Genomic DNA, 23,318 nt, shown 5'->3' with positions numbered 1-23,318 from the left:
CCTGACTGTTCCGAATGTTCTGATTTTTCGAACTGTTCACAGGTGTGCACGGGCGTTTCGGGCGCGCCCGGCTCAGGGGCGGTTCAGCAGCCCGGCCGCCAGACCGATGACGACGGGCCCCACCCCGACGGCGAGGAACGCGGGCAGAAAGCAGAGCCCCACGGGCGCGGTCACCAGGACCTGGGCCCGGCGGGCCCGGGCCGCCGCCGACCGGGCCCGTTCGGCGCGCAGCCGGTGGGCCTGCCGGGCGACGGGCCCGGCGGCGGGCGCGCCGGTGGCATCGGCCCGTTCCAGGCAGCGGGCCAGCTCCCCGGCCCCCGGTATCCGGGCGAGTCCGCCCCACGCCCCGGCCGGTTCGCCGCCGAGGCGCAGTTCGGCCGCGGTACGGGACAGCCGTGCCCCGAGCGGGCCGCCCAGGGACTCCCCGACGGCCCCGGCCGCCTCGCGGGGCCCGGCCCCGGCGGCCACGCAGGCCGCGAGGAGATCGGCCGCCAGCGGGAGCTGTCGTACCGCCGGGTCGTCCTCCGCCCGGCCGCCGGGCCCTCGGTGACGCCGCCACAGATACCAGGCACCGGCCGCGACCGCTCCGGCGAGGATCCCGGCCGCTCCGCCGACCAGGGCGTATCCACCGGTCAGTGCGCCGAGCACGCCCAGCGACGGTCCCCAGCCGCCGGACGGGGTCCGGTGCGCGAACCGCCGCCATCCGGACCGGGGCCGCTCGCGGCCCAGCAGCCGCTCGGCCCGTACCCGGGCCCGGCGCTCCCGGCGGGCGGCGAGGACGACCGGGACGACGGCCGAGAGCGACAGCAGCGCCACAGACGCCGGGACCCCCGCGCCGCTCACCGGGCACCGCCCCGGCGGACGATCCGCGCGGACCACCAGAGCCCGGCGGCCTCCAGAACGGCCCCGACCAGCAGGCACAGCAGCCCCGCGGGGGTGTGCAGCAGCACTCGCAGCGGCTCGGCGCCCAGAGCCGTCCCCAGACCCAGGGCCAGCACGGGCAGCAGAGCCAGGAGAACGATCGTGGAGCGCGCTCCGGCCAGTTGGGCGTCCAGGTCCTCACGCTGGTCGCGTTCGGCCCGCAGAGCGGCTTCCAGCCGGTCGAGACCGGCCGCGAGACCGGCTCCGCTGCCGACGGCCACGCTCCAGCAGGCGGCCAGCCCGGCCAGGCCCTCGGCGCCCGGCTCCCCGGCCGCGTCCCGCAGGGCGCGGGGCACGTCCCCGCCGAACCGGGCCGCCGCGACGACCGCGGGCTCCGCGTCCCCCAGCGCCCGCCCGGTCCCGGCGGCGACCAGCGCCGGGCCGGGCTGGAGACCGGCTCTCAACTCGGCCGCGACCGAACCGCAGAGGGCGATCACCGCCTCCGCCCGCCGGGCCTCGGCCCGGCGCCGCGCCCGGGCCCGCAGCCCCCGCCGGACCAGGGGCACCGCCAGCGCCCCGGCGAGCAGCGGCAGCACCGAATCGCCCGCTACGGCGACCGCGAGCCCCACCGGCAGGCAGAGCCACTCGGGACGGCCCCGCAGCCCGGCCCGGACCGCCCGCCACGGCGGCGGGGCCGGTTCCGGCGGCGCGCCGCCGCCCGCGAGGACCGGCCGGGCCCGCCGCGCCGCCTCCGTCCGGCCGCCGGCCAGCAGCAGCGCCGCCGCCACCGCGCACAGCACCGCCGCGTGCAGCGGCCCGAACAGGCTCATGACGCGCCCCCGATCAGCGCCCGCAGCCTCGGCCAGCCCCGCCCGTGGGTGAAGCGGCCCTCGCCCCGGCGCAGCGCCGGGACCGTGGTCACCAGACCGGCCTCGTCCCGCGTCAGGACGTGGATCTCGGCGATCCGCCGGTGCCCGCCGGGCCCCCGGTCCAGATGGATCACCGCGTCGAGGGCGGCGGCCAGCTGGCTGTGGAGGGCGGCCCGGTCGAGTCCGGCGGTGGCGGCGAGGGCTTCGAGACGGGCGGGCACATCGGCCGCGGCGTTCGCGTGGACCGTTCCGCAGCCGCCCTCGTGACCGGTGTTCAAGGCGGCGAGGAGGTCCGTCACCTCGGCGCCCCGCACCTCTCCCACGACGAGCCGGTCGGGGCGCATCCGCAGCGCCTGCCGGACCAGATCCCGCAGGGTGACCGTGCCCGCGCCCTCCTGGTTGGCGGGCCGGGATTCGAGGCGCACCACATGCGGGTGGTCGGGCCGCAGCTCCGACGAGTCCTCGGCGAGGACGATCCGCTCCCGGTCGCCGACCAGCCCGAGCAGGGTCGACAGCAGGGTGGTCTTGCCCGTTCCCGTACCCCCGCTGATCAGGAACGAGAGCCGGGCGTCGAGCACGGCCCGGAGGATCCGGTCGCCGCCGGGCGGTACCGTGCCCGCGGCCGTCAGCTCCGTCAGGGAGAAGGCCCGGGGGCGCGCCACCCGCAGCGACAGACAGGTCGAGCCGACGGCGACCGGCGGGATCACCGCGTGCAGCCGGGTCCCGTCCGGCAGCCTGGCGTCGACCCAGGGGCGGGCGTCGTCCAGGCGGCGGCCCGCGACGGCGGCGAGGCGCTGGGCCAGCCGCCGTACGGACGCCGCGTCCGTGAACGTGACCCCGGTCCGTTCGAGCCCCCGGCCCCGGTCGATCCAGACCCGGTCGGGCGCCGACACCAGTACGTCCGTCACGGCCGGGTCCGCCAGCAGCGGCTCCAGCGGTCCGGTGCCCACCAGCTCGCACCGGAGGGATTCCGTCCCGCCGAGGATCTCCGCGTCGCCCAGGAGGGCGCCCTGGGCCCGCAGGGCGGCGGCCACCCGGGCCGGGGTGGGGTCGGCGCCGCTCTCGGCGAGGCGCTGCCGCACCGCGTCCAGCAGTCCGGAGCTCATCCGGTCACCTCCCCGGCGAGAGCGCGGTCCCAGAAGGCCGTACAGAACCGGGCCAGCGGCCCGTCCGTGCCGCCGGGCGGCACGGACGCCTCCCCGCCCGGCGGCGGGCCGGGCTCCCCCGGCAGCTCACCGGCGAGCGGCAGCCCGAGGGCGGCGGCGATCCACTCCTCGTCGAGCCCGGCGGCGTACGGCCCGCGGGCGACGATCCGCAGATCCCTCAGGGCCGGTCCGACGGCCGCCGCCACCCGGCCGGCCGCGGCGACGGCCCGCGGTTCGCCGGGGACGACCAGCAGTCCGATATCCAGCTGGGCGAGGGCCTCGGCCGTGCCGTCGTCGAACCGGCGCGGCAGATCGACCACGACGGCGCCGCCGCGCCGCCTGGCCGCGGCGAGGACGCTCCGCATGGCCTCCGGCGGTACGGCGACGGACTCGCCCCGGTCCCAGCTGAGCACCCGCAGTCCGTGCAGTTCGGGCAGGGACTCCTCCAGCGCGCCACCGGCGACCCGGCCCTTGGAGTCGACGAAGTCGGGCCAGCGCAGGCCCTCGGCCCGCTCGCCGCCGAGGAGGACGTCGATCCCGCCGCCGAGCGGATCGCCGTCGACCAGCACGGCACGCTCCCCGGCCCTGGCCGCGCGGACCGCGAGCGCACAGGCCAGGGTGGAGGCCCCGGCGCCGCCCCGGCCGCCGACGACCCCGACCGTGAGCGCCTGCCGCCCGGCGCCCTCCACGACATCGGCGATCCGCCCGACCAGCCAGCTCTCCGCGTCCGGCAGCCGCAGGACGGAGTCGGCTCCGATCTCCACCGCCCGCCGCCAGACGGAGGGGTCGTCGAACCCGGCGTCCCCGGCGCCGTCGCCGTGGTCCCTGACCACGAGCAGCACTCCGCTCCGGCGCGCCACGCCCCGGCAGCGGGCCGCCGCGTCCGCCCCGACGAGCACCAGCGGGGCGTCCTCCCAGCCCCCGCCGCGCTCCGGCGTACGGTGGTGCACCTCGGGCTCGGCCCCGGCGGCGGCGCACAGCCGCAGCAGATCGTCGAGCAGTTCCCCGTCCTCGGTGAGGATCAGAGGACCCGGCCCGCGTCCTTCGGCGGCCGGCCGCCGATGCGATGTATGAGATCCGGCCACGATCTTCCCCCTTGATTGCCGAGATCCCGCAGCGATACGGGATCGGTGATTCCTGAAGCCGCGAACTACGCGGGTGGAATCACGGTCCGGCAGACCGGAAAAACGTGTGGATCTTGCTGAAAAACTGTGGACAACTCACCACTTGTGAATAACTCGGTCGCCCATACCGGTGACTCCTCCTCCGCACCTCTTCCATCACGCACAGTGACGATGCAGAGTGGTCCCGGGAGCCCGCCGCCGCAGGGGGCGAGAGAGGGGGATCGAGGCGGTGGATCTTTCCGTGGCGGGAAAACCCGTCCGGACATGCGACGACCCCCGCCGGGGGGGAGAGCGGGGGTCGCCTCTCCGGCCGACTCGGGGGGGGAGGAGCCGGACCGGGTTAGCACGGTCGCGAACGATCCGTGACTTCCATGGTGTACCCGAGAGCCTTCTCAGGCAAACCCACACGCCCGACGGTACGCCGAATGGAGGCCACCTATGCTCAGGGCGTGGAAAACCACTCCTTGCCCCGCACAGCCGCGTTCTTCGACCTGGACAAGACGGTCATTGCGAAGTCTTCGACGCTGACCTTCAGCAAGTCCTTCTACCACGGCGGCCTGATCAACCGCCGGGCCGTACTGCGGACCGCGTATGCCCAGTTCGTTTTTCTCGCGGGCGGCGCCGACCACGACCAGATGGAGCGGATGCGCGAGTATCTCTCCGCCCTCTGCAAGGGCTGGAACGTCCAGCAGGTGAAGGAACTCGTCGCCGAGACCCTTCATGAGCTGATCGACCCGATCATCTATGACGAAGCCGCCTCCCTCATCGAGGAGCACCACACCGCCGGACGCGATGTCGTCATCGTCTCCACCTCCGGCGCCGAGGTCGTCGAGCCCATCGGCGAGCTGCTCGGCGCCGACCGGGTCGTCGCCACCCGGATGGCCGTCGGCGACGACGGCTGCTTCACCGGCGAAGTGGAGTACTACGCCTACGGGCCGACAAAAGCGGAAGCCATCCGGGAACTGGCGGAGTCCGAGGGATACGACCTCTCGCGCTGCTATGCCTACAGCGATTCCGTTACCGACCTTCCGATGCTGGAGGCCGTCGGTCATCCGTACGCGGTCAATCCCGGCCGGTCCCTCCGCCGGGAGGCCATGGCCCGGGAGTGGCCGATTCTGGTCTTCAACCGGCCGGTACGGCTGAAGCAGCGGCTGCCCGCCCTGTCGATGCCGACCCGCCCCGCACTGGTGGCCGCGGCGGCGGTGGGCGCGGCGGCGGCGACCGCCGGACTCGTCTGGTACGCCAGCCGCCGCCGGAGCGCGGCCCGTACGGCACTGCTCTCGGGCCCCGGCGCCGCCGCCGTCCGGGCCGCCGCCCGAGCCACCGGCACCCCTGACCGTTTCCTCCGTATTTGAAGTCAAAAGTAAAGAAGTGCGGCCAGGGGTTCCGCTTCCCATCACCCTGGAGTACAAAGGATTCAACGGCCCGCGAGACCAAGGACATCCGAAAGGATCACCTAACAGAACGCATAAAGGCCCCACGGACCGAGCATGAAAATCGGGCACCCACGCGACGTCGACCCGTCGAATACGGGCCAGCCGCACCAGGCGAAGGGCAGAAGTTCCCCGCCTGATGGGCACATCATCGAGGACGCTTGGTAACCCGGCGGACATGCCAGCGGCGGTACCGATCCGGTACCGCCGCAACCCTTTTCCGGCGCCGCGCCCGTCCCGGCCGCCCGCGCCCGTCCCGGTCAGCCCGGGACCGGTCCGGACGACCGGACTCCCCGCCAGTCCGCCACCGTCTCCCGGCGAGCCCTCGGCGCCCTTCGACCCGCCGTCAGGCCGCGCCGCGCTGGAGCGCCTCGCAGACGGCGGTCGACTCGCGCACACCCAGTTCGACCGCCCGTCCGCAGTGGGCGATCCAGGCGCCCAGCCCGTCCGGGGTCCCGGAGAGATAGCCCTCCAGCGCCGTCGCGTAGGCGTCCCGACCCAGCTCCGCGTGGCCGACCTCCGCCGGACAGATCGCCTTCGGATCCAGTCCGCTGCCGATCAGCACGATCCGCTCCGCCGTCCGGGCCACCAGCCCGTTGTACGAACCGAAGGGACGCAGCGCCATCAGCTCCCCGTGCACCACGGCCGCGTTCACCAGCGCCGGAGCCGAACCGCCCGCCACGATCAGCCCGGCCAGCCCCTCCAGCCGGCCGTTCACCTCGGCGGCGTCCGGCAGCGGAGCCCGTACCAGCGGCTCATCGGCCCGCTCGCCCGCCAGCCGCGGCCTGCCCACGGTGTCGCCGTCCGCCGTGCCCCCGGCGGCGACCAGATGCAGCCGGGCCAGGACCCGCAGCGGCGACTGCCCCCAGACGGAGAGCAGTTGGCCCGCCTCCGCGGAGAGCCGCAGCGCCGCGCCGACCGTCCTGGCCTCGGGGTCCGCCCCGAAGTCGGTCCGCCGCCGGACCTCCTCCAGCGCCCAGTCGGCGCCGGAGAGCGCCGCCGAACCCCGGGCGCCGCGGAGCGCGGCCTCCGCCGTCACCTCGATGGCGCGCCGCCGCATGATCCGGTGCCCGTAGGCCCGGTCGACCGCCTTGCGCACGGAGGCCACGGCCTCCGGGACGCCCGGCAGCGCGCCGAGGGCCGCGAGCGGATCGGTCGAGGGGGCGGGCGTGGCGTTCGTCCTCATAGAGGGGAGGCTACGCGCCCCCGGCGTACGTCCCCCCTTGGAGTGGTCTTCTTCACCTGGCTTGACAACAGGGGGCGACCTCAGCACTACCCTAGGTGAACATGAAGATCGCTTTCGTAGGGAAGGGCGGCAGCGGAAAGACGACGCTGTCCTCGCTCTTCATCCGGCAACTGGCCGCGGGCGGGGCTCCCGTCGTCGCGGTGGACGCCGATATCAACCAGCATCTGGGGACGGCCCTCGGACTCGACGAGGCGGAGGCCGCGGCGCTGCCCGCCATGGGCGCCCGGCTGCCGCTGATCAAGGACTACCTCCGGGGTACGAACCCCCGGATCGCCTCCGCCGCCACCATGATCAAGACCACCCCTCCGGGTGAGGGCTCACGGCTGCTGCGCGTCCAGGAGCAGAACCCGGTCTACGACGCCTGCGCCCGCCCGGTCCGGCTGGACGACGCCGAGATCCGGCTGATGGTGACGGGCCCCTTCACCGAATCCGACCTCGGCGTGGCCTGCTACCACTCCAAGGTCGGCGCGGTGGAGCTCTGTCTCAACCATCTCGTGGACGGCCGGGACGAGTACGTCGTGGTCGATATGACCGCGGGCTCGGACTCGTTCGCCTCCGGCATGTTCACCCGGTTCGACATGACGTTCCTGGTCGCCGAGCCGACCCGGAAGGGCGTATCGGTCTACCGGCAGTACAAGGAGTACGCGCGCGACTTCGGCGTCGCCCTCAAGGTGGTCGGCAACAAGGTTCAGGGGGAGGACGACCTGGACTTCCTGCGGTCCGAGGCCGGTGACGACCTGCTGGTCACCGTCGGCCATTCGGACTGGGTCCGGGCGATGGAGAAGGGCCGCCCCCGGCCGTTCGACCAGCTGGAGCCGGAGAACCGGGCCGCGCTGGAGACCCTGCTGACGACCGCGGCGGGGAGCTACGAGCGGCGCGACTGGGCCCGGTACACCCGCCAGATGGTCCACTTCCATCTCCGGAACGCGGAGAGCTGGGGCAACGCGAAGACGGGCGCCGACCTGGCGGCCCAGGTCGACCCCGCCTTCGTACTGGGGGAGAACCCCGCGGACGTCAGCGCGCCGCTGCTGGCCTGACCACCGGGGCGACAGCCGGGGCCGCGAGTACACCACCGGCCCCGGACTCCGGCGCTCCGGAGCCGTCGGCCCCGGAAGCGGAATCCGCGGCTTCGGCTTCCTCGTCGGAGCCGGAGCCGGAACCGGAACCGGCTCCCTCGTCGGAACCGGAACCGGAGCCAGCCCCTTCGTCCGAACCGGAGTCGGCGTCCTCGGCCCGGGCCTCGGTCCCGGGCTCCGCGTCGGCCCCGGGTCCGGCGGGCCTGCCCGCCGGACCCGCCTTCATCCCGCCCATGAAGGCGGGCCAGCCGGCCTTGGGCGCCTGCCCGACCGGGAGGGTTCGCAGCTCGGCGAGGACCTTCGGATCCTGGGCGTCCAGCCAGTCCGCGAGCTGCTTGAAGGAGACGCACTCGACGTCCTTCTTCACACAGACGGTCGCGATGGTGTCCTCGATGGCCCGCATATACGTGCCGCCGTTCCACGACTCGAAGTGGTTGCCGATGATCAGCGGCGCCCGGTTGCCGTTGTAGGCGCGGTCGAACGCCTGGATGAGCCCGTCCCGCATCTGGCCGCCCCAGTAGTCGTGCTGCGCCGGGTCGCCCTTGACCGTGCCGGACTGGTTGACCATGAAGTTGTAGTCCATGGAGAGCGTCTCGAAGCCCCGGCCCGGGAACGGCACCATCTGGAGCCCCAGATCCCACACCCCCAGCTCCTTCTCCGGCCAGATCTGGTCGTTGATCCCGCTGGTGTCATAGCGGAAGCCCAGCTCACTGGCGGCCTTCACAAAGTTCTTCCGGCCTTCGAGACAGGGCGTACGGCCGCCGACCAGCTCCTTCTCGTAGTCGAAGGGGAGAGACGCCTCGTCCTTCAGTCCGGAGTTCGTACGCCAGTTCTTCACAAAGGACTTGGCCTGGTTGATCTCGCTCTTCCAGTCCTCGACGGACCAGCTGTCGCCGCCCTCGGGCCCGCAGAAGTGGCCGTTGAAGTGGGTGCCGACCTCATTGCCCTCCTGCCAGGCGCCCCGCAGTTCGCGCACGGTGTCCTTGATTCCCGTGAGGTCGTTGAAACCGATGTCCGAACGACCGGCGGCGTGCTTAGGCGGCAGATAGAGGGAAGCTTTCTCCTCGGGCAGCAGATAGACCCCGCTGAGGAAGTACGTCATCGTCATGTCGTACTTCCGGCCCACGGACCGGAAGTGGGAGAAGAGCTTCTGGCTGTCCTCGCCCGCCCCGTCCCAGGAGAAGACCACGAACTGCGGCGGCTTCTGACCGGGCTTCAGCCGCTTCGGCTTGAGCTGCTTCGGCTGGGCTCCGGTGTACGCGGTCGAGCCGTCGCCGATCAGCTGTGGCGCGGCCTTGGGCGCGGGCGCCTTCTTCGCGCCGGGCGCGCCCTCCTTCGCGGACGGGTCGCCGGAGAGGGAGCAGCCCGCCAGCCCCGCGATCAGCGCCGTGGCCACCGCGCCGACGGCGGCCCTCTGTGTGGCGGCCTTCATCCGCCCACCCACTTTCGTATGACTTTGTGTTTTTACGACCGGTTTCTACCGGTTCGACAAAGTCACACCGCGACGGCGCGCAGCCGTCGATGACGGGCCGCATTAACCCCATTAATCACCGGAATGGGCGAAAGCATGACCCGTACGCCCCGTATGCCCGGACCGCCCCGTCTCGATCTCTACGGGCGCACAGGGCACGCAGGGCACCCAGGGCACGCCGGTCGGCTGCCGGGTTGAACCGGCGCCGTCCCGCGTCCGTGCAGGAGGGTGACGGTCCCTCCTTCCCGCCGCCCGGGGAGGAGGGTCCGTCCCGCTTCACCCGCCCCTCCCCCGGAGCCCGCCCGTACCCCTCCGGCCCATGACCCGACCCCCGCCCCGACACGCCCACCGGCACCCGCCGTTTCCGGCCGGGGGTGGCGGACCCCTGCAAGGCCGGGCAAAATCCGGCCCCTCGACCCCACAGGTCTAAACCATTTATCCGAAGGCTCTTGTCACCCGGGCCCGTGGCTGATGAGCTATGGCCCGGGACACACAGCTACTGAGGACGCCCTGGGAAAGGGAGATGTCGTGAGCAACGAGAGCCTGGCCAACCTGCTGCGTGAGGAGCGGCGGTTCGCGCCGCCCGCCGCACTGAGCGCGGACGCCAATGTCACGGCCGATGCCTATGCGCAGGCCGAGGCCGACCGGCTCGGCTTCTGGGCCGAGCAGGCTCGCAGGCTCACCTGGGCCACCGAGCCGACCCAGACACTGGACTGGAGCAATCCGCCCTTCGCCAAGTGGTTCGCGGACGGCGAGCTGAACGTGGCGTACAACTGCGTCGACCGCCATGTCGAGGCCGGCCACGGCGACCGGGTCGCGATCCACTTCGAGGGCGAGCCCGGCGACAGCCGTGCGATCACCTACGCCCAGCTCAAGGACGAGGTCTCCAAGGCCGCCAACGCCCTGACCGAGCTGGGCGTCGGCAAGGGCGACCGGGTCGCCGTCTATCTGCCGATGATCCCCGAGGCCGCAGTCGCGATGCTGGCCTGCGCCCGGATCGGCGCGGCGCACTCCGTGGTCTTCGGCGGCTTCTCGGCCGACGCGGTGGCCTCCCGGATCCAGGACGCCGACGCCAAGCTGGTCATCACCGCCGACGGCGGCTACCGCCGGGGCAAGCCGAGCGCGCTCAAGCCCGCCATCGACGAGGCCGTGAAGAAGTGCCCGCAGGTCGAGCACGTCCTGGTGGTCCGGCGGACCGGTGAGGACACCGCCGTCACCGAGGGCCGCGACGTGTGGTGGCACGACATCGTGGACCGCCAGTCCACCGAGCACACGCCCGAGGCGTTCGAGGCCGAGCAGCCGCTCTTCATCCTCTACACCTCCGGCACCACCGGGAAGCCGAAGGGCATCCTGCACACCTCCGGCGGCTACCTCACCCAGGCGGCCTACACCCACCACGCCGTCTTCGACCTCAAGCCGGAGACCGACGTCTACTGGTGTACGGCCGACATCGGCTGGGTCACCGGCCACTCGTACATCGTCTACGGCCCGCTGGCCAACGGCGCGACGCAGGTGATGTACGAAGGCACGCCCGACACCCCGCACCAGGGCCGGTTCTGGGAGATCGTCCAGAAGTACGGCGTCACCATCCTCTACACCGCGCCGACCGCGATCCGGACGTTCATGAAGTGGGGCGACGACATCCCCGCCAAGTTCGATCTGTCGAGCCTGCGGGTGCTCGGCTCGGTCGGCGAGCCGATCAACCCCGAGGCGTGGATCTGGTACCGCGAGCACATCGGCGGTGGTCAGACGCCCATCGTGGACACCTGGTGGCAGACCGAGACCGGCGCCATGATGATCTCCCCGCTGCCGGGCGTCACCGAGACCAAGCCCGGCTCAGCGCAGCGCCCGCTGCCCGGAATCTCCGCGACCGTCGTCGACGACGAGGCGAACGAGGTGCCGAACGGCGGGGGCGGCTATCTGGTGCTCACCGAGCCGTGGCCGTCGATGCTCCGCACCATCTGGGGCGACGACCAGCGCTTCATCGACACCTACTGGTCCCGGTTCGAGGGCAAGTACTTCGCGGGCGACGGCGCGAAGAAGGACGACGACGGGGACATCTGGCTGCTCGGCCGGGTCGATGACGTGATGCTGGTCTCCGGTCACAACATCTCCACCACCGAGGTCGAATCGGCCCTGGTCTCCCACCCCAAGGTCGCCGAGGCGGCGGTCGTGGGCGCCGCGGACGAGACGACCGGCCAGGCCATCGTGGCCTTCGTGATCCTGCGGGGGTCGGCCTCCGAGGACGAGAACCTGGTCGCCGAGCTGCGTAACCACGTCGGCGCGACCCTGGGCCCGATCGCCAAGCCCAAGCGGGTGCTGCCGGTCGCGGAGCTGCCGAAGACCCGTTCCGGCAAGATCATGCGCCGGCTGCTCCGGGATGTCGCCGAGAACCGTCAGCTCGGCGATGTCACGACCCTCACCGACTCCTCGGTGATGGACCTGATCCAGACGAAGCTGCCGAGCGCGTCCGCCGAGGACTGAGCGGCGCCGCGCCGGACTTCGACGCCTCGCGTACGCGACACGGGCGGTGGCCCGCACCCCTTCGCCGGGGTGCGGGCCACCGCCCGTTCGGTTCGGGACACAGCCTGTTCCGGACGTCGCGCGGGGCCGCGCGGCTGCCGCCGGGAGGCCGCGAGCCCTGGGAGCCACTGGGAGGCGTACCGCCATGGGACCGTACGGCCGCCCCGCCCGAATCATCCGCTCAACCCGTCCGACGTGCGAAAACTCCCTTAAGTCCTAGAGTGGGAGGACGCCGGATCCCCCCTCGCGCACCCCGGGGCACAGCTCGCGTACCTTGGGTAAAGTAAGGAACGCGTCAAGGACGCGACAAGAAACCTCAGGTGCGCCGGGAAGTCTGGTCGGCATGTGCTTCGCCCTGCCCGACCGACCACCGGAGGTCTGCCCCGATGCCCGCGCCCACACCCACGCCCACCCCCCGTAAGTTCCTCGGACGGCTCTCCCTGCCCGAGCGCACTTTCGTGGTGGACGCCCTGCGGACCGAGACCGTCGGCGGAGTACTGCTGCTTGTGGCCGCCGTCGCCGCGCTGATCTGGGCCAATACGCCCCTGAGCGACAGCTATGAGTCCGTACGCGGCTTCCACATAGGCCCGGAGTCCCTCGGCCTGGACCTGTCGATCCAGCACTGGGCCGCCGACGGACTCCTCGCGATCTTCTTCTTCGTCGCCGGTATCGAGCTGAAACGCGAACTCGTCGCCGGTGAGCTGCGCGACCCCAAGGCCGCCGCGCTCCCCGTGATCGCCGCGATCTGCGGTATGGCGGTCCCGGCCCTCGTCTACTTCGTCACCGTCACCGCGGGCGATGGCTCCACCAAGGGCTGGGCCGTCCCGACCGCCACGGACATCGCCTTCGCGCTCGCCGTACTCGCCGTCATCGGCACCTCGTTGCCGTCGGCCCTGCGCGCCTTCCTGCTCACCCTCGCCGTCGTCGACGACCTCTTCGCGATCATCATCATCGCGATCTTCTTCACCAGCGAGCTGGACTTCGCCGCCCTGGCCGGATCCGCGATCGGCCTCGCCGTCTTCTGGCTGCTGCTCCGCAAGGGAGTACGCGGCTGGTACGTCTACGTACCCCTGGCCCTGGTGATCTGGGGGCTGATGTACAACAGCGGCGTCCACGCCACCATCGCGGGTGTCGCCATGGGTCTGATGCTCCGCTGCCACCGCCGGGAGGGCGAGGAGCACTCCCCCGGCGAGCACATCGAGCATCTGGTGCGCCCGGTCTCGGCCGGTATCGCCGTACCCCTGTTCGCCCTGTTCTCGGCCGGTGTGATGCTCTCCGGCGGCGCGGTCGGCAAGGTCTTCACCGAGCCGGAGGCCCTGGGTGTGGTCCTCGGTCTGGTGCTCGGCAAGGCCCTCGGCGTCTTCGGCGGCACATGGCTGGCGGCCCGCTTCACCAGGGCCGAGCTGAACGAGGACCTGGCCTGGCCGGACGTCTTCGCGGTCGCCACCCTCGCGGGCATCGGCTTCACGGTCTCCCTCCTCATCGGCGAACTCGCCTTCGCGGGCGATCCGGCCCTCACGGACTCGGTCAAGGCGGCCGTACTGGTCGGGTCGCTGATCGCCGCCGTGTTCGCGGCCGTACTGCTGAAGCTGCGGGTCCGCAAGTACAGGGCGCTGTACGAGGCCGAGGAGCGCGACGAGGACGAGGACGGCATCCCGGACGTCTACGAGCTGGAGAACCCGGAGTACCACCTGCGGATGGCGGAGATCCACGAGCGGAAGGCGGCCGAGCACCGGCGGCTCGCCCGGGTCGCGGCCGCCGGTTCGGAGCCGGGCCCCGCACCGGATTCCGGGCCGGTCCCGACCGCCGATGGTGGTGTCGCCGCGCCCGCGCCGGGTACGCGTACCGACATTCGTACCGACACCAACACCGGTACGGCGGCGGAGCCGGGCGACGGCACCGCACCGGGAGCCGGGGGCGTCGCGCGCTGACGACGGTGGTCCGGCATGATCTGATGACGGACTCCGGACCGACCGGACTCCGGCACACACGGGAAGCACAAGAGGGAGCAGCGATGAGCGACCCCGGCAGCGGCGCCGAACGCAGTATCGGTCAGCTGGTCGCATCGGCGACCGCGGAGATGTCGGCGCTGGTGCACGACGAGATCGCGCTGGCCAAGGCGGAACTGCGGCAGGACGTGAAGCGCGGCGCCACCGGTGCGATCGCCTTTGTCATCGCCGGTGTGTTCCTGCTGTTCTCACTCCCCGTCTTCAGCTTCGCGGCGGCGTACGGCATCCACAATCTGGGGCTCGGCCTGGCCTGGTCGTTCCTGATCGTGGGCGGGGCGTACGTCGTCCTCGCCGCCCTGCTGTCGCTGCTGGCGATCGCCAAGTTCAAGAAGGTCAAGCCGCCGGAGAAGTCGATCGCCTCGGCGAAGCAGACGGCCGCCGTCCTCCAGAACGTCAAGCCGCATCCGCGGCTGGAGAAGGGGCCGGTGCCGGAGCTGTCGGCGGCGGCCCGGCGGGCGCTCACCGAACGCTGAAGCGGCCGGGCCCGTCCCGTGCTGTCCGCCGTTCGGGTGGCGGGTGCGGGCGGCATCGGGTCCGCCGGTGTGGCACGCTCATGAGCATGACCGCCCCTGAATCCGGTTCCGGCAGCCCCGTACGCGTCGACGGTCCCTGGACCCACCGCGATGTGGCGGCCAACGGTGCCCGCTTCCATATCGCCGAGATGGGCGATGGTCCGCTGGTACTGCTGCTGCACGGATTCCCACAGTTCTGGTGGACCTGGCGGCATCAGCTCCCGGCGCTCGCCGACGCCGGTTTCCGGGCGGTGGCGATGGATCTGCGGGGCGTGGGCGGCAGCGACCGTACGCCCCGGGGCTACGACCCCGCCAACCTCGCCCTCGACATCACCGGTGTGGTGCGGTCGCTCGGCGAGCCGGACGCGGCGCTGGTCGGCCACGACCTGGGTGGCTATCTGGCGTGGACGGCGGCGGTGATGCGGCCGAAGCTGGTCCGCAGGCTCGCGGTCTGCTCGATGCCGCACCCCCGGCGGTGGCGTTCGGCGATGCTCTCCGACTTCGCGCAGACCCGCGCCGGTTCGTACGTCTGGGGCTTCCAGCGCCCCTGGATCCCGGAGCGCCGGCTGGTCGCGGACGAGGCGGCGCTGGTGGGCGAGTTGCTCACCGACTGGTCGGGGCCGAAGCCGCCGGACGAGATCGTGCTGGACACCTACCGCAGGGCGATGCTGATCCCGTCGACCGCGCACTGCTCGATCGAGCCGTACCGCTGGATGGTGCGGTCGCTGGCCCGGCCGGACGGCATCCAGTTCAACCGGCGGATGAAGCGGCCGGTGCGGGTGCCGACCCTCCATCTGCACGGGTCGCTGGACCCGGCGATGCGGACCCGCAGTGCGGCGGGTTCCGGCCAGTACGTGGAAGCGCCGTACCGCTGGCGGCTCTTCGACGGGCTGGGGCACTTTCCGCACGAGGAGGACCCCGTGGCCTTCTCCACCGAGCTGATCGGCTGGCTGCGGGACCCGGAACCGGACCGCTAAGCTCTGTAACCCACCAACAAGCCCTGGTCCGGCGCCGGATCGGCCCCCCGACCGGACTGGCGGAAACCTTTCGCCAGGGGGCGCCGTGCCGACCCGGGGGCGTACGGCGGACTACGCGCCCCGAACGGCGGCCAATTGGCCGCCCCGGGCACGATTACCGACCTTGGGCCCCGGGCAGACGTCCCGGTATGGGCTGGACGTACGACTATGGCGACGTGACGCGCGACCGTCGCCCGGCCGGTGGGCCGGGCTCTCCCGACAGTGATGGCCCAAGGGGCCGGGGACACGGCCGCTCCCCACACGACATCGGCATTCCCCGGATCCTGCGGCGCCGGGCCCGCTGGATGTCCGCCCGGCTGCGGCATACCCGCAGCTGATCCCCCCGGCTGACATCCGCGGTACGTCCGCGGCCGATCCTCGTGGCGGCTCCGCGGCCGACAGCCGCGGCCCGCCCGCGAGCGACGAACCGCCGCTGACGCCCGCGGTATTCCCCGGCTGACCCGCCTCGGTGTGTCAACCGGTTCTTTCCGCCGACCCCCGCGGCCTGCCGCTGTGGCCTGTTACGGCACCCGGCACCCCGGGCGGGCGGCGGCGCGGTACGCCCTCGGCCTGCCCGCGCGCCTGCCCGTACCGGCACCTGTGCTCACGCCAGGGGCCCGCTCCCGCACCCCCGCCCGGGCCCACGCCCGTTTCCGGGCCCACTCCCGGCCCGCGTGCGTCAGAGCGCGCAGCCGTCCGTGTCGACCTGCTGATCGGCCGCCAGACCGGCCTTGATGTCATCCGCGATCTCGTCCACGGTCAGCGCGTAACCGGTGTTCTTGTCGTCGAGCGAGCGGGCGAAGATGACGCCGTACACCTCGCCTTCGGGGGTGAGCAGCGGCCCGCCGGAGTTGCCCTGGCGGACCGTCGCGTAGAGCGAGTAGACATCGCGGTGGACCGTGCCGCGGCGGTAGATATCGGGTCCGTCGGCGTCGATCCGGCCCCGGACCCGGGCCGAGCGGACGTCGTATCCGCCGTTCTCCGGGAAGCCGGCGACGATCGCGCTGTCCCCGCTGCGGGCGTCGGTATCGGCGAACCGCAGCGGCTCGGCGCCGAGCCGGGGCACGTCCAGGACAGCGATGTCACGCCGCCAGTCGTAAAGGACGACCTTGGCGTCGTAGAGCTTGCCCTCGCCGCCGATCTGCACGGTCGGCTCGTCGACCCCGCCGACGACATGGGCGTTGGTCATCACCCGCCGCTCGCCGAAGACGAAGCCGGTGCCTTCGAGGACCTTGCCGCAGCTGTTCGCGGTGCCGACGACCTTGACGATGGACTTCTTCGCGCGGGCCACGACCGGGCTGCCGACGAGCGCCGGGTCCGGCGGGCTGACCTCCTTGATGGGCTCGTTCGAGAACGGGCTGAAGACCTGCGGGAAGCCGTTCTGCGCGAGGACGCCGGAGAAGTCGTCGAAGAGGACGGACGCCTGTTCGGGCATCACCTGGGAGACCCCGAGCAGCACCTTCGAGCTGCGGACCTCCTTGCCGAGGGTCGGCAGGGTGGTCCCCGCGAGCGCCGAGCCGATCAGCCAGGCGACCAGCAGCATGGCGACCACATTGACCAGCGCGCCGCCCGTGGCGTCCAGGGCGCGGGCGGGCGTCCAGGTGATGTGGCGGCGCAGTTTGCCGCCGAGGTGGGTGGTGAACGCCTGGCCCACGGAGGCGCAGACGATCACGACGACCACGAAGACCACGATCGCGGTGGTGGACACCTCGGATTCGTTCGTCAGCTCGTCCCAGAGCACGGGGAGGGCGTAGACGGCGAGCAGACCGCCGCCCAGGAAGCCGATCACGGAGAGGACGCCGACGACGAAACCTTGCCGATAGCCGACGACCGCGAACCATACGGCCGCGATCATCAACAGGATGTCCAGCACGTTCACCGTCATTTGCCTCGCAGTCGCTAGTCGCTGGTCGCCGGTCGCGGATCGCGGGTCACCGGCGGCGCTTCGGTCGCCGATGGCGGTTCGATCGCCGGTGGCAGTTCGCCGGTGGCGATCCCGGCTTCGGCCCGCCGTACGGCCGCCGCGAACAGCCGTCCGGCGGTTCGCGGCCCTCGGAGGGCCGGGGGTCAATAGGGGGCGGTGGGGTCGTCGTCGGCGGTAGGGGCGGATCCGGGGGTACGGGGGGTGCCATACGGGAACGCGGGGTTCAGCCTGTCATGACCGCCAGTCGAGAGGGACCCGCCGGGTCCGGTCCCACGGCCGTTCCCAGCCCGCGAAGTGCAGGATCCGGTCGATCACCCCGGCGGTGAAACCCCAGACCAGGGCGGATTCGACCAGGAACGCCGGGCCCTGATGGCCGCTCGGGTGAACCGCTATGGCCCGATTCGCGGGGTCCGTGAGATCCGCCACGGGGACGGTGAAGACCCGGGCCGTCTCGGCGAGGTCGACCGCGCCGACGGGGCTCGGTTCCCGCCACCAGCCGAGGACGGGGGTGACGACGAAACCGCTCACCGGGATGTAGAGCCGGGGCAGGGCGCCGAGGACCTGGACTCCGGCGGGTTCGAGACCGGTCTCCTCCTCGGCCTCCCGCAACGCCGCCCGCAGCGGTCCCGTGGTCTCGGGGTCGCCGTCCTCGGGGTCGAGGGCGCCGCCGGGGAACGAGGGCTGTCCGGCATGGCTGCGCAGTCCGCCCGCGCGCTCCATCAGCAGCAGTTCGGGTCCTTCGGCGCCGTCGCCGAAGAGGACGAGGACGGCGGCGGGTCTGCCACGGCCGCCCGCCGGCGGCAGAAAGCTGCTGAGCTGGCGGCCCTGGACCGTGTCGAGCAGCCCGGCGACGGGGGCGAGCCAGCCGGGCAGCCCGGCCGTGGAGACCGCGACCGGGCCGCCCCGGCCGTCCTCCCCGCCCGCCGTACTTCCTCCGGCTCCACCAGACACACCGGCCGCCCCATGCACGCCGCTCACGCCGGTCACACCGCTGCCGCCGCTGACACCGTTGCCGCCGCCCATGCCGTTCGTACGGTCGCCCCCGCCCACGCGGCTTTTGACGTGTCCGCCGGGCCCGGCGGCGGATCCGCTCCCGGCGCGCCCGCGACCGTACGCGCCCCCGGCCTCTTCCTGCACCTCGGCCTCACCGCCCCCGCTGGTCGTCGTGTCCTGTGCGCGCATGAATACCCCCTTGAAGTCCCCCTCCTCACAACGCGCCCGGGCGGACCGATCGTTCCGCCCGTTCCCGGCCCCGGCGACACCCCGCCGGGCTCACCCCGCCGCCCGGGTCTCCCCGGCGGGCCCGTCCGCGCCGGGGCGTCCGGCGGTCGCCAGCGGCGGGGCCGGGGTTCCGGGGTAGTCGGCGGGCGGATCGAGCCGCTGGCCCGGCTGGCCTCCCAGCTCGTACTTCAACAGCTTCCGCGCCTTCTCGGGATCGGTCTCGCCCTCGCCGTACGAGGGACAGAGATGGGCGATCGGGCAGGCGCCGCAGGCCGGTTTACGGGCATGGCAGATCCGGCGGCCGTGGAAGATCACCCGGTGGGAGAGCATGGTCCACTCGGACTTCGGGAAGATCTCGGCGATCTCGGCCTCGACCTTCTCCGGGTCCTCCTGCTCGGTCCACTTCCAGCGCCGGACGAGCCGCCCGAAGTGGGTGTCGACGGTGATTCCCGGGACGCCGAAAGCGTTGCCCAAGACAACGAAGGCGGTCTTCCTGCCGACGCCCGGCAGCTTCACCAGATCGTCGAGGCGGCCGGGGACCTCACCGCCGAAGTCGTCGCGGAGCGCGGCGGAGAGCCCGAGGAGCGAGCGGGCCTTGGCCCGGAAGAAGCCGGTGGGGCGGATGATCGCCTCCAACTCCTCGGGCACGGCCGCGGCCAGCTCCTCGGGAGTCGGATAGGCCGCGAAGAGGGCCGGGGTGGTCTGGTTGACCCGCAGATCGGTGGTCTGGGCCGAGAGCACGGTCGCGACCAGCAGCTCGAACGGATTGCGGAAGTCCAGTTCGGGATGGGCGTACGGGTACACCTCGGCCAGCTCGCGGTTGATCCGGCGGGCCCGGCGGACCATGGCCAGCCGGGATTCGGGCTTCGCCGCGCCGCTCCCGGCCTTCCGCACCGCCAGCCCCTTGCCCCGCTTTGCGGCATTTCGGGTACCGATGGGAGCTTGTTCGCCCATAGCGGAATTTTGCTTTCCGGACACTCTTCCGGCCCCCTTGGCCTGCGCTCTCACCGGCGAATTGGACACCCGGCCAGCCTACGGGCCACCGCACCCGTACGCCCCGGCCAACGGTGATCCGGACCCAATCGGGCCCCTGGAGCACGAACAGGTGCTCCAGTGAGTCAAACTTGTTGTGATTGATCGCACGAATATTTACTTGCCAGGTCCGCCGCGGGGAAGCTGTCCTACGCGTCCCGCCCGCGGTGTCCCCCGGACGGGCACGGTGCGGTCCGGCATCATGGGGGCCACGGTCCCTGAGCAGGTCGACAAGGAGAGAACTCGTGGACGACGTTCTGCGGCGCGCCCCGCTCTTCGCGGCGCTCGATGACGAGCAGGCGGCGGAGCTGCGCGGCTCGATGAGTGAGGTGACGCTCGCCAGGGGTGACGCGCTCTTTCACGAGGGCGACCCCGGTGACCGCCTCTACGTGGTCACCGAGGGCAAGGTCAAACTCCACCGCACCTCCCCCGACGGACGCGAGAACATGCTCGCCGTCCTCGGCCCCGGTGAGCTGATCGGCGAGCTGTCCCTGTTCGACCCGGGCCCGCGGACCGCCACGGCGACCGCCCTGACCGAGGTGAAACTGCTGGGCCTGGGCCACGGCGACCTCCAGCCCTGGCTGAACGCCCGGCCCGAGGTGGCGTCGGCGCTGCTGCGCGCCGTCGCCCGCCGACTGCGCAAGACCAATGACCAGATGTCCGACCTGGTCTTCTCCGATGTGCCGGGCCGGGTGGCCCGGGCGCTCCTCGATCTGTCGCGCCGCTTCGGCGTCCAGTCGGACGAGGGCATCCATGTCGTCCACGATCTGACCCAGGAGGAGCTGGCCCAGCTCGTCGGCGCCTCCCGCGAGACCGTGAACAAGGCACTGGCGGACTTCGCCCAGCGCGGCTGGCTGCGGCTGGAGGCCCGAGCGGTCATCCTGCTCGACGTCGAGCGGCTGGCGAAGCGCTCCCGCTGAGCCCGCCCGAACCCGTCCGTTCCCGGGGCCGCCCGGCCCCGGGAACGCCGTGAAAGGGGCGCCCCGGAGGCCGGGGCGCCCCTTTCACGTGTGGAAACCGGCCCGCCCGGCGCCGTAACGGCACTCCATGGGCCGTAGGCGCCCGTACGGCCGGCTGTACGCCTGTACTCGCCACGCACCTGTCGTACGGGCGACACGCGTCGCCGCAGGCCCGTACGCGCCCGTACGCGCCCCCGCGGTCAGATCAGCCCGTGGTCCCGCAGATACTCCAGCTGTGCCCGTACGGACAGTTCCGCGGCGGGCCACAGGGACCGGTCCACATCGGCGTAGACCGCCGCCACCACCTCCGGGGCCGTCCGGTGGCCGCTCTCGACGGCCGTCTCGACCTGGGCGAGCCGGTGCGCGCGATGGGCCAGATAGAACTCGACCGCGCCCTGGGCATCGTCCATGACGGGCCCGTGACCGGGCAGAACGGTTCGTACGCCGTCGTCGACGGTGAGGGACCGCAGCCGTCGCAGGGAGTCCAGATAGTCGCCCAGCCGCCCGTCGGGATGGGCCACCATCGTGGTCCCCCGGCCCAGCACGGTATCGCCGGTCAGCACGGCGGCGTCCGCGGGCAGATGGAAGCACAGGGAGTCGGAGGTGTGTCCGGGCGTGGGTACGACCCGCAGCTCCAGCCCGCCGATATCGATCACATCGCCCGCGCCGAGCCCCTCGTCGCCGAGCCGGAGCGCCGGGTCCAGCGCACGGACGTTCGTCCCGGTCAGCTCGGCGAACCGGGCGGCGCCTTCGGCGTGGTCGGCATGGCCGTGGGTGAGCAGGGTGAGGGCGATCCGCTGCCCCGCCCGCTCGGCGGTGTCGATCACCCGCCGGAGATGGCCTTCGTCGAGCGGCCCCGGGTCGACGACCACGGCGAGCCCGGAGCCGGGTTCGGAGAGGAGCCAGGTATTGGTGCCGTCGAGGGTCATCGCGGACGGGTTGGGCGCGAGGACGTTCACGGCCCGGGCGGTGGCCGCACCGGAGAGCACCTCACCCCTGGGCCGGCCCGGCAGCGCCGAAGCGTCGGTCATCGCGGTCCTCCCGCCGGAACGCGCCGGGTGAACTCCTCATGGCCCGGCCAGCTCAGTACGACCACACCGTTCTCGTAGCGGGCCTTCGCCAGGACCGGGGCGAGGTCCCGTCCGGCCGCGGCGGCGACCGCGTCGGCGGAGGCGGCGTACGGTACGAGATCGCGCAGGGTCGAGATGGTCGGCGGCATCATCAGCAGCTCGCCCCGGTCGTATCCGGCGGCGGCGTCGGCTGGGGTGATCCAGACCGTACGGTCCGCCTCGGTGGAGGCGTTACGGGTCTGCTGCCCGGCCGGGAGCGCGGCGACGAAGAACCAGGTGTCGTAGCGGCGGGCCTCGAACTCCGGGGTGATCCAGCGGGCCCAGGCCCCCAGCAGATCGGAGCGCAGCACCAGTCCGCGCCGGTCGAGGAAGTCGGCGAAGGCGAGTTCGCGGTCGACCAGGGCCTGCCGGTCGGCCTCCCAGCCGCCGTCGTCCGGCTCCCCCTCCGGTCCGCCGGATCCGGCCGCCGCGGGGGGATCCGTACGGTCGCCGCCCACCGCGCCCAGGACCGTATCGGCGGTACGGCCCGCGAGCAGCACCCCCGATTCCTCGAAGGTCTCCCGGACGGCGGCACACACCACGGCCTGTGCGGTGGCCTCGTCCGTACCCAGCCGTACGGCCCATTCGGCGACCGAGGGCCCGGCCCAGCGGACCGGCCGGGAATCCCGGGCGTCGACTCCGCCACCGGGATAGGCGTAAGCGCCTCCGGCGAAGGCCATGGAGGCGCGGCGGCGCAGCATATGAACGGCGGGGCCGTCCGGGGTGTCGCGCAGCAGCATCACCGTCGCCGCCCGCTTCGGCTCGACGGGGACGATCTCACCGGCCGCGAGTGCGCGAATCCGGTCGGGCCACTCCGGGGGGTACCACTGACCATCGGGCATGGCCGGATGCTATGCGGAACCGGTGGGATGTTCGAGAGGGGCCGGGACGGGCCGGGCCCGTTTCACGTGGAACGAAGATGGCCGCTACACCGGCCGCTCATCGACCGGATTCGGGGCCCTGGGACCTCAAGGGCCCGAGAGTGTGTCTGCGGAGGGACGGCCCGGGGAGGGAGAGCCCGGGGAGCCGAGCCGTACGTCCGCTGTCCCGTACGGCTCCCGTCCCGCTCGCCGGTTACTCCCGTACCAGCTCGATCTGGAACTCGACCTCGACCGGCGCGTCCAGCGGCAGCACCGCGACGCCCACCGCGCTCCGGGCGTGGACGCCCTTCTCGCCGAGGACCTCGCCCAGCAGTTCGCTGGCGCCGTTGATCACGGCGGGCTGGCCAGTGAAGTCACTCGCCGACGCGACGAAACCGACGACCTTCACCACCCGGGCGATCCGGTCCAGATCGCCGATGACCGACTTCACGGCGGCCAGACCGTTGAGCGCGCAGGTCCGCGCCAGCTCCTCGGCCTCCTCGGCGGTGACCTCGGCCCCCACCTTGCCGGTGATCGGCAGCTTGCCCGCCACCATCGGGAGCTGGCCCGCGGTGTAGACGTAGTCGCCCGAGACGACGGCGGGCTGGTACGCGGCGATCGGCGGTACGACCTCCGGCAGGGTCAGCCCCAGCTCGGCGAGCCGGGCCTCGACCACTCCGGCACCGGCCGTGGTCACGCCGCCTTCTCCCGCTTCAGGTAGGCCACCAGCTGCTCCGGGTTCGGGCCGGGCACGACCTGGACGAGCTCCCACCCGTCCTCGCCCCAGGTGTCGAGGATCTGCTTGGTCGCGTGCACGAGGAGGGGCACGGTGGCGTATTCCCACTTCTTGGTCATGGGCCCGACTGTATCCGCCCGGACCACCGCCCAGGATCCCGCCCGCCTTCGAACCCGGCAGCCCCCGCGGCGC

At 72.5% G+C, this 23,318-nt stretch carries 21 protein-coding genes; 8 read left to right on the top strand and 13 right to left on the bottom strand.

Going from position 1 to position 23,318, the window contains the following annotated elements:
* Window positions 1–72: 72 nt before the first annotated feature.
* The 4 genes from AB0G74_RS06155 to ssd are packed head-to-tail and all read right to left on the bottom strand — an operon-like array spanning window position 73 to window position 3,960.
* Complete coding sequence (locus AB0G74_RS06155) at window positions 73–843, bottom strand: type II secretion system F family protein (protein ID WP_361141242.1); 771 nt, start codon at window positions 841–843, stop codon at window positions 73–75.
* A complete protein-coding gene (locus AB0G74_RS06150) occupies window positions 840–1,691 on the bottom strand; it encodes a type II secretion system F family protein (protein WP_361141240.1) in 852 nt (283 codons plus the stop codon). Before AB0G74_RS06150 ends, AB0G74_RS06155 begins: the two co-directional genes overlap by 4 nt.
* Window positions 1,688–2,836, bottom strand: coding sequence for a TadA family conjugal transfer-associated ATPase (locus AB0G74_RS06145; RefSeq protein ID WP_361141239.1), 1,149 nt, complete (start codon window positions 2,834–2,836; stop codon window positions 1,688–1,690). Before AB0G74_RS06145 ends, AB0G74_RS06150 begins: the two co-directional genes overlap by 4 nt.
* Complete coding sequence (ssd, locus tag AB0G74_RS06140) at window positions 2,833–3,960, bottom strand: septum site-determining protein Ssd (RefSeq protein WP_361141237.1); 1,128 nt, start codon at window positions 3,958–3,960, stop codon at window positions 2,833–2,835. Before ssd ends, AB0G74_RS06145 begins: the two co-directional genes overlap by 4 nt.
* Window positions 3,961–4,424: 464 nt before the next feature.
* On the opposite strand from ssd, the gene AB0G74_RS06135 reads away from it, so the two are divergent.
* The gene (locus AB0G74_RS06135; RefSeq protein WP_361141235.1) at window positions 4,425–5,354 is read left to right on the top strand and encodes an HAD-IB family hydrolase; all 930 of its coding nucleotides are present in this window, start codon (window positions 4,425–4,427) and stop codon (window positions 5,352–5,354) included.
* Window positions 5,355–5,778: 424 nt separating this feature from the next.
* Here the strand turns inward: AB0G74_RS06135 and AB0G74_RS06130 are convergent, their stop codons facing one another.
* Window positions 5,779–6,618 (bottom strand): oxidoreductase, encoded by an 840-nt coding sequence (locus tag AB0G74_RS06130; protein WP_361141234.1) that lies wholly within the window; start codon window positions 6,616–6,618, stop codon window positions 5,779–5,781.
* Window positions 6,619–6,719: 101 nt separating this feature from the next.
* On the opposite strand from AB0G74_RS06130, the gene AB0G74_RS06125 reads away from it, so the two are divergent.
* Window positions 6,720–7,715 (top strand): ATP-binding protein, encoded by a 996-nt coding sequence (locus tag AB0G74_RS06125; protein ID WP_361141232.1) that lies wholly within the window; start codon window positions 6,720–6,722, stop codon window positions 7,713–7,715.
* Here AB0G74_RS06125 and AB0G74_RS06120 read toward each other — a convergent pair.
* Window positions 7,693–9,186, bottom strand: coding sequence for a hypothetical protein (locus tag AB0G74_RS06120; RefSeq protein WP_361141231.1), 1,494 nt, complete (start codon window positions 9,184–9,186; stop codon window positions 7,693–7,695). The two genes, AB0G74_RS06125 and AB0G74_RS06120, sit on opposite strands and share 23 nt — an antisense overlap.
* 567 nt (window positions 9,187–9,753) lie before the next feature.
* On the opposite strand from AB0G74_RS06120, the gene acs reads away from it, so the two are divergent.
* The 5 genes from acs (at window position 9,754) to AB0G74_RS06095 (ending at window position 15,623) form a co-directional block, all read left to right on the top strand.
* Window positions 9,754–11,709: an acetate--CoA ligase gene (gene acs / locus AB0G74_RS06115; RefSeq protein WP_361141229.1), complete on the top strand. Its 1,956-nt coding sequence runs from the start codon at window positions 9,754–9,756 to the stop codon at window positions 11,707–11,709.
* 425 nt (window positions 11,710–12,134) lie between these two features.
* Window positions 12,135–13,679, top strand: coding sequence for a Na+/H+ antiporter NhaA (gene nhaA, locus AB0G74_RS06110; protein ID WP_361141227.1), 1,545 nt, complete (start codon window positions 12,135–12,137; stop codon window positions 13,677–13,679).
* 83 nt (window positions 13,680–13,762) lie between these two features.
* Window positions 13,763–14,230, top strand: a complete 468-nt coding sequence (locus AB0G74_RS06105) for a phage holin family protein (RefSeq protein WP_361141225.1) — start codon at window positions 13,763–13,765, stop codon at window positions 14,228–14,230.
* Between the two features lie 86 nt (window positions 14,231–14,316).
* Complete coding sequence (locus AB0G74_RS06100; protein WP_361141223.1) at window positions 14,317–15,246, top strand: alpha/beta hydrolase; 930 nt, start codon at window positions 14,317–14,319, stop codon at window positions 15,244–15,246.
* A 188-nt stretch (window positions 15,247–15,434) separates the two neighbouring features.
* The gene (locus AB0G74_RS06095) at window positions 15,435–15,623 is read left to right on the top strand and encodes a hypothetical protein (protein ID WP_361141222.1); all 189 of its coding nucleotides are present in this window, start codon (window positions 15,435–15,437) and stop codon (window positions 15,621–15,623) included.
* A gap of 341 nt (window positions 15,624–15,964) precedes the next feature.
* Here AB0G74_RS06095 and AB0G74_RS06090 read toward each other — a convergent pair whose 3' ends face one another.
* The 3 genes from AB0G74_RS06090 to nth all read right to left on the bottom strand — a co-directional run bounded on the left by AB0G74_RS06090 (window position 15,965) and on the right by nth (window position 19,384).
* Complete coding sequence (locus AB0G74_RS06090; RefSeq protein ID WP_361141350.1) at window positions 15,965–17,164, bottom strand: MarP family serine protease; 1,200 nt, start codon at window positions 17,162–17,164, stop codon at window positions 15,965–15,967.
* 276 nt (window positions 17,165–17,440) lie between these two features.
* Window positions 17,441–18,160: a CoA pyrophosphatase gene (locus AB0G74_RS06085; protein ID WP_361141348.1), complete on the bottom strand. Its 720-nt coding sequence runs from the start codon at window positions 18,158–18,160 to the stop codon at window positions 17,441–17,443.
* A gap of 321 nt (window positions 18,161–18,481) precedes the next feature.
* Window positions 18,482–19,384 (bottom strand): endonuclease III, encoded by a 903-nt coding sequence (gene nth, locus AB0G74_RS06080; protein WP_361141220.1) that lies wholly within the window; start codon window positions 19,382–19,384, stop codon window positions 18,482–18,484.
* Window positions 19,385–19,707: 323 nt separating this feature from the next.
* Between nth and AB0G74_RS06075 the strand changes: the two genes are divergently transcribed.
* Window positions 19,708–20,382, top strand: a complete 675-nt coding sequence (locus AB0G74_RS06075; RefSeq protein ID WP_006347667.1) for a Crp/Fnr family transcriptional regulator — start codon at window positions 19,708–19,710, stop codon at window positions 20,380–20,382.
* Between the two features lie 239 nt (window positions 20,383–20,621).
* Here AB0G74_RS06075 and AB0G74_RS06070 read toward each other — a convergent pair whose 3' ends face one another.
* The 4 genes from AB0G74_RS06070 to AB0G74_RS06055 form a co-directional block, all read right to left on the bottom strand.
* On the bottom strand, window positions 20,622–21,452 hold the full coding sequence (locus tag AB0G74_RS06070) for an MBL fold metallo-hydrolase (RefSeq protein ID WP_361141219.1): 831 nt from the start codon (window positions 21,450–21,452) through the stop codon (window positions 20,622–20,624).
* A complete protein-coding gene (locus tag AB0G74_RS06065) occupies window positions 21,449–22,372 on the bottom strand; it encodes an NUDIX hydrolase (RefSeq protein ID WP_361141218.1) in 924 nt (307 codons plus the stop codon). Before AB0G74_RS06065 ends, AB0G74_RS06070 begins: the two co-directional genes overlap by 4 nt.
* A gap of 232 nt (window positions 22,373–22,604) precedes the next feature.
* Window positions 22,605–23,087 (bottom strand): RidA family protein, encoded by a 483-nt coding sequence (locus tag AB0G74_RS06060; protein WP_361141216.1) that lies wholly within the window; start codon window positions 23,085–23,087, stop codon window positions 22,605–22,607.
* The gene (locus tag AB0G74_RS06055; RefSeq protein WP_361141214.1) at window positions 23,084–23,245 is read right to left on the bottom strand and encodes a hypothetical protein; all 162 of its coding nucleotides are present in this window, start codon (window positions 23,243–23,245) and stop codon (window positions 23,084–23,086) included. The genes AB0G74_RS06060 and AB0G74_RS06055 overlap by 4 nt, the downstream gene beginning before the upstream one ends.
* Window positions 23,246–23,318 lie beyond the last annotated feature (73 nt).

It is taken from the genome of Streptomyces sp. NPDC020875 (assembly GCF_040641415.1).
GTDB lineage: Bacteria > Actinomycetota > Actinomycetes > Streptomycetales > Streptomycetaceae > Streptomyces.
The sequence above is the reverse complement of the archived record's forward strand: the minus strand, read 5'-3'. Positions and strand labels throughout refer to the sequence as shown.

Bases quoted from the DNA above. Each gene is read 5' to 3' on its own strand.
- AB0G74_RS06150 (WP_361141240.1), bottom strand. From the start codon at position 1,691: ATGAGCCTGTTCGGGCCGCTGCACGCGGCGGTGCTGTGCGCGGTGGCG.
- AB0G74_RS06145 (WP_361141239.1), bottom strand. From the start codon at position 2,836: ATGAGCTCCGGACTGCTGGACGCGGTGCGGCAGCGCCTCGCCGAGAGC.
- AB0G74_RS06135 (WP_361141235.1), top strand. From the start codon at position 4,425: ATGGAGGCCACCTATGCTCAGGGCGTGGAAAACCACTCCTTGCCCCGC.
- AB0G74_RS06130 (WP_361141234.1), bottom strand. From the start codon at position 6,618: ATGAGGACGAACGCCACGCCCGCCCCCTCGACCGATCCGCTCGCGGCC.
- AB0G74_RS06125 (WP_361141232.1), top strand. From the start codon at position 6,720: ATGAAGATCGCTTTCGTAGGGAAGGGCGGCAGCGGAAAGACGACGCTG.
- AB0G74_RS06120 (WP_361141231.1), bottom strand. From the start codon at position 9,186: ATGAAGGCCGCCACACAGAGGGCCGCCGTCGGCGCGGTGGCCACGGCG.
- nhaA (WP_361141227.1), top strand. From the start codon at position 12,135: ATGCCCGCGCCCACACCCACGCCCACCCCCCGTAAGTTCCTCGGACGG.
- AB0G74_RS06105 (WP_361141225.1), top strand. From the start codon at position 13,763: ATGAGCGACCCCGGCAGCGGCGCCGAACGCAGTATCGGTCAGCTGGTC.
- AB0G74_RS06100 (WP_361141223.1), top strand. From the start codon at position 14,317: ATGACCGCCCCTGAATCCGGTTCCGGCAGCCCCGTACGCGTCGACGGT.
- AB0G74_RS06095 (WP_361141222.1), top strand. From the start codon at position 15,435: ATGGGCTGGACGTACGACTATGGCGACGTGACGCGCGACCGTCGCCCG.
- nth (WP_361141220.1), bottom strand. From the start codon at position 19,384: ATGGGCGAACAAGCTCCCATCGGTACCCGAAATGCCGCAAAGCGGGGC.
- AB0G74_RS06070 (WP_361141219.1), bottom strand. From the start codon at position 21,452: ATGACCGACGCTTCGGCGCTGCCGGGCCGGCCCAGGGGTGAGGTGCTC.
- AB0G74_RS06065 (WP_361141218.1), bottom strand. From the start codon at position 22,372: ATGCCCGATGGTCAGTGGTACCCCCCGGAGTGGCCCGACCGGATTCGC.
- AB0G74_RS06055 (WP_361141214.1), bottom strand. From the start codon at position 23,245: ATGACCAAGAAGTGGGAATACGCCACCGTGCCCCTCCTCGTGCACGCG.